This window comes from Actinotalea ferrariae, from assembly GCF_019733465.1.
Classification (GTDB): Bacteria; Actinomycetota; Actinomycetes; order Actinomycetales; family Cellulomonadaceae; genus Actinotalea; species Actinotalea ferrariae_A.
This window is the reverse complement of sequence record NZ_JACVQL010000108.1, coordinates 1-5,128: the sequence shown is the minus strand read 5'-3', so window position 1 is coordinate 5,128 and position 5,128 is coordinate 1. Positions and strand designations below refer to the sequence as shown.

At 77.2% G+C, this 5,128-nt stretch carries 4 protein-coding genes; 2 read left to right on the top strand and 2 right to left on the bottom strand.

Annotation, left to right across the window (positions count from 1 at the left end):
• Window positions 1-669, bottom strand: a 669-nt coding sequence (locus tag ICW40_RS09390) for a hypothetical protein (protein WP_260459008.1), incomplete at its 3' end; no start/stop codon positions are given.
• Window positions 670-832: 163 nt separating this feature from the next.
• On the opposite strand from ICW40_RS09390, the gene ICW40_RS09385 reads away from it, so the two are divergent.
• Together ICW40_RS09385 and ICW40_RS09380 are read left to right on the top strand one after the other, a co-directional pair.
• The gene (locus tag ICW40_RS09385; RefSeq protein WP_221653564.1) at window positions 833-3,652 is read left to right on the top strand and encodes a SpoIIE family protein phosphatase; all 2,820 of its coding nucleotides are present in this window, start codon (window positions 833-835) and stop codon (window positions 3,650-3,652) included.
• Window positions 3,653-3,743: 91 nt separating this feature from the next.
• Window positions 3,744-4,529 (top strand): DUF1206 domain-containing protein, encoded by a 786-nt coding sequence (locus tag ICW40_RS09380; RefSeq protein WP_221653563.1) that lies wholly within the window; start codon window positions 3,744-3,746, stop codon window positions 4,527-4,529.
• 81 nt (window positions 4,530-4,610) lie between these two features.
• Here ICW40_RS09380 and ICW40_RS09375 read toward each other — a convergent pair whose 3' ends face one another.
• On the bottom strand, window positions 4,611-4,814 hold the full coding sequence (locus ICW40_RS09375; protein ID WP_221653562.1) for a hypothetical protein: 204 nt from the start codon (window positions 4,812-4,814) through the stop codon (window positions 4,611-4,613).
• Between the last annotated feature and the right edge of the window lie 314 nt (window positions 4,815-5,128).

The following is a 5,128-nucleotide window of genomic DNA, read 5'->3' as shown; positions in this document are numbered from 1 at the left end:
GTCGCCCCCTCCGGCGTCCCCGCCGCCACCGACGTCCCCGCCCGCGTCGGCTCCCGGGTCCCCGCCGGCGCTGTCGGCCGCGTCGCCGCTGAAGCCGTCGTTGCCGAGGTCGCCGAAGGCGGGACCGAACATCGCGTTCGCGATCGCGGACCCCACGACCACGCCGGCCACGGTGCCAAGCAGGCTGCCGCCGACGACGGCACCGAGGCCCGGCCCGCCGTACCCGCCCTGACCGGGCGCTGCGGGCGCGCCGCCGAACGTCCGCTCGAGCGTGCCCGGACGCCGCATCTCGGTGCGTGTCGCCATCCGCGCGAGGCCCGCCGGGTCGTCGCCCAGCCGCTCCGACGGTGGCACGTGCTGCGCGAGCTGCTGGAGCACCTGCCGGCGCTGGTCGGGCGTCAGCTGGGCGAAGGCCTCGGCGTGCGCCTGCTCGACGGCCTCGGGCGGCGCCGTCGCGAGCAGGTACCGGTAGCGCTCGATCGCGCGCTCGTCCGCCGTCGGGGGCGCCGCCCCGGGAACGTCCTGCGGCCCGTCGGCGCCGGCGTACCCCGCGCCGTACCCGCCCGGGGACGCGCCGTACCCGGTCGGCGCCCCGAACGCACCACCGCGCTCGCCGCGCTCGCCGCCCTGGGCGGGTTCGCGGCCCAGCAGCCGGTCGAGGAAGCCCATGGTCGCTCCAACCTCTCGCGCGTCGCCGTCGGGCCGGCGTCGTCCCCTCCGTCCTAACCGACGTGGGGGCGACGCGCCAACGCGCGCGACGGCCGGTCCGTGCTGCGGCTCCGGCTCGCGTAGCGTCGGACCCCTGTGCCCCCACCCGACGACGGGAGACCGCGTGACGACGAGCGAGGTCCCGGCTCCCGACCGCCTGCAGGAGGTCGTGCCGGGCGAGGACGAACGCCTGCGCGAGTGCGCCGCCGAGCCGATCCACCGCCCCGGGTACGTCCAGCCGCACGGCGTCCTCCTCGCGGTCGACCCGGCCACGGGCGTCGTCGTGCAGCTCAGCGCGAACGTCGGGCTCGTCGGCCGCACCCCGGACGACCTGCTCGGCGCACCGCTCGGCTCGCTGCTCGCCGAGCCCGACGCGGATGCGCTGCTCGCCGGGCTCCGCGGGGAGCAGCAGCCGGTCGACCGGCACGTCGACACGGACCCGATGCCCGTCGAGATCGGCCTGCGGCGCTTCGACGCGATCGCCCACCGCTCGGCTGACGGGCTCGGCGTCGTCGAGCTCGAGCCGTCCGACGCGACGCCGGACCGGTGGCTGTCGACGCTGCACGCCTCGATCCAGCGGCTGTCCCGGGCGGTCAGCGTCGACGAGCTGCGGCAGGAGGCCGCGGCGACGGTCCGGCGCCTCACGGGCTTCGACCGCGTGATGGTCTACCACTTCCACCCCGACGGTCACGGGGAGGTCGTCGCGGAGGAGCGTGCGCCGCATCTCGAGCCCTACCTCGGCCTGCACTACCCGGCGTCCGACATCCCGGCCCAGGCCCGTCGCCTCTACGTCGCCCGGCTGTCGCGCACCATCCCGGACCGGGACTACGTGCCCGCGCCGCTCGTGCCCGCGCTCAACCCCCTCACGGCGGCGCCGACCGACCTCAGCCAGTCCGAGCTGCGCAGCGTCTCACCGCACCACCTGACGTTCATGGGCAACATGGGCGTCGCGGCGAGCCTGTCCATCTCGCTCGTCCACGACGGCGAGCTCATCGGGATGATCTCCTGCAACAACGACACGCCCCGGCACGTGCCGTACGGCCTGCGCCGCGGCTGCGAGATCCTCGGTCAGCAGGTCGCGCTCCAGGCGCGGGCGCTGACGGACACCCGCCGCCTGGAGCGCCGGCTCGAGCTCCAGGCGGTGCGCGCGCTGCTCGCCGACCAGCTCGGCGCGTCCGACGACGTCGCCGCGTCGCTCGTCGCGCGCCAGGTGACGGTGGCCGACGTCGTGCGGGCCGAGGGCGTCGTCGTGCGGCTCGACGGGCAGGTCGCGTCGCTGGGCGACGCGCCCGACGCGGACGCCGTCGAGGCGGTCGTGGCGGCCCTCACCGGCGAGGGCCTCGCCGAGCCCGTCGTCACGTCGGCCCTGAGCGTCGACCGGCCGGACCTCGCGGTGCTCCTCCCGGGCGTCGCGGGCGCCGTCGTCGTCCCGGTCGGGGACCAGGGCGACGTGCTCGCGTGGTTCCGGCCCGCGTTCGCGCAGGTCGTCGAGTGGCTCGGCGACCAGTCGGCCGGGAACCGGGACACGCCGCTCTCGCCGCGCAACAGCTTCCACCGCTGGCGGGAGACGGTGGACGACCGGTCCCTGCCGTGGGACGACGTCGAGGTGTCCGAGGCGCTCGCGCTGCGTGACGTCCTCGTGCGCCACCTCGCGCAGGCGCGCGCCCGCCGCGCGGCCGCGCGGGCCGCCCTCACGGCGCGGGTCACGAGCCGGCTCGCCGAGACGCTCGACGCCGAGGAGGCCGTGACGCGGCTCGCCCGGCTCGTGGTGCCCGAGCTCGCGGACTGGTGCGTGGTCAGCCTCGTCGAGGAGGACCACCCCGGCGGCCGGCGGCTGCTGCGCGACGTCGCCTCGTGGCACCAGGACCCGGAGCGTCGTGCGCTCGTCGAGCGGTACGCGGGCATGCGGCGCGCGGCGATGCGCACGCGCTCCTACGTCGGCCAGGCACTCGAGTCGGGGGAGGTCGTCGTCGTCGAGCGCGACGCGACGGCGGCGGCTCGCGCCGTCCTGCGGCGGGGCGAGGCGCAGGACCTGCTCACCGAGCTGGCTCCGGAGTCCGGCGCGGTGCTGCCGCTGCGCGCGCGCAACCGGACGGTCGGGCTCATCACGCTGTACACCGCTCCGGGCCGGCGGTTCGCGCCCGACAGCCTGACCACGGCGCAGGAGGTCGCGGTCCGCGCCGGGCTCGCGCTCGACAACGCCCGCCTGTACCGCGAGCAGCTGCTGCTCGCCGAGGGGCTCCAGCGGTCGCTGCTCACCGAACCGCCCCGGACGCGTGACCTCGCGGTCGCCGTGCGGTACTCGCCCGCGGCGGAGGCCGCGAAGGTCGGCGGCGACTGGTACGACGCCTTCGTGCAGCCGGGCGGCGCCATGAACCTCGTCATCGGCGACGTCACGGGTCACGACGTCATCGCGGCCGCCGCCATGGGCCAGCTGCGCTCGCTCGTGCGCGGCATCGCCGCGACGACCGACGCGCGGCCGGCGGAGGTGCTGCAGCGCGTCGACCGCGCGATCGAGACGCTGCGGGTGGACACCGTCGCGACCGCGGTCCTGCTCCGGATCGAGCCGGCGCAGGCCGCCGACGGCTCGGTGGACGTCCGGTGGTCGAGCGCAGGGCACCCCACCCCGCTCGTGCTCCTGCCGGACGGCTCGGCGTACGCGCCGCCGGGACGGCCGGACCTCGTCCTCGGCGTGGTCCCCACCACGCAGCGGCACGAGCACCACGTGACCGTCCCGCGCGGCAGCGTGCTGCTGCTGCACACCGACGGGCTGGTCGAGCGCCGTGGGGAGCGGCTGCAGGACGGGCTCGAGCGCCTGCGGTCCCTGCTCGAGGGGCTCGGCCACCACGACGTCGAGTCGCTGTCCGACGAGCTGCTCGACGGGATGCTGCCCGAGCGGCCGGACGACGACGTCGCGATCGTCGTGGCGCGCGTCGGGGGCTGACGGCGGCCTTCGGACCCGGGGCCCGGACCCCGGGACCCGGCGTGCGGCGCAGGTCCGGCGCTGCCACAGTTCGGCCATGGGAGCAGCGGGCATGGGTGCCAGGACCGCACGAGCGGGTGCCGCACGGGCGGGCGACAACCCCCTGGTCGAGCGGGGGGCGCGCCTCGGTTACGCCGCCACGGGTGTGCTCCACCTCCTGCTGGCCTGGGTCTGCGTGCAGCTCGCCTGGTCGGGGTACGGCGGCTCGGCCGACCAGGACGGCGCGCTCGGCCTGCTCGCGGGGTCCACCGTCGGAGCGGCGCTCCTGTGGCTGTGCGTCGCCGGGTTCGCGCTGCTCGCGCTGTGGCACGCGACGGAGGCCGTCGCGGGCCACGAGACGTCCGACCGGCTGCGCAGCGCGGGCCGCGCGCTCGTCCATGCCGCGCTCGCCGTGACCACGGTGGGCGTGCTCCGCGGCGGGTCGGGCGGTGCGTCCGGGGGTGCGACGGAGGGCGCGACGGCCGGCCTCATGGCGCAGCCGGCCGGCCGGGTGCTGCTCGGGGCCGTCGGGCTCGCGGTGGTCGCGGTGGGCGCGTATCACGTGGTCAAGGGGTGGCGGCGGACGTTCCTCGAGGACCTCAAGGAGCACCCGGGCACGTGGACGGAGCGCGCCGGCCGCGTCGGCTACGTCGCGAAGGGCGTGGCGCTCGGCGTCGTCGGGGGCCTCCTGGTGACGGCGGCGGCCGGCGCCACGAGCCAGGCGGAGCCGGGGCTGGACCCGGCGCTCCGCGCGCTCCTCGCGCTGCCGGCCGGGGCGGTGCTGCTCACGCTCGTCGGGCTGGGGTTCGCCGCGTACGGCGTCTACTCGTTCGCCCGCGCGCGCCACGCCGACCTCTGACGGACGCGCGGCTCCTGACGGACGCGCCGCTCCCGACGGACGTCGACGCGCAGGGGCGCCGTCGCGCGCCCGGCGCGGGGATCAGGCCGAGACGAGCAGCTCGCGCGGCTCGAGCGTCCCGGTGGTGAGGGTCGTGACGGTCGCGCCGTCGTCGTCCCCGTCGAGGACCACGAGGACCTCGAGCCCGTGCTCGTCGACGACGAGGAACGCGCGCGAGCCGCACACGCAGAGGCGGTCGAGCTCGCCGTCGTCGAAGTAGACGCAGACGTGGGTGCTGGTGCTCATGACGCGACCGTAGGCACGCCCACCGACACGACCGCGTGCGACATGCCGACGACCCGCGAGTCCACCCCGGCTCGGCCGCGCTCCGGGGCGCGGCTCACGGCGCGTCCCGGGCGACACGCCGGTCCGAGCGCGCCGCGTGCGGCTCCGGCGCAACCCGGACCACCCGTCCGGCTCACGTCGTCCCGCACCCGGTCCGATAGATGAGTCGTGACAGCGCACAGCTCCACCACCTCGGCCCCCGTCGTCGCCGCGCCCCCGGCCCCTCCTGCGGCGCCCCCCCGCGCGCCCGCGCCCCTGGCCGGCGGTCGCCGCCC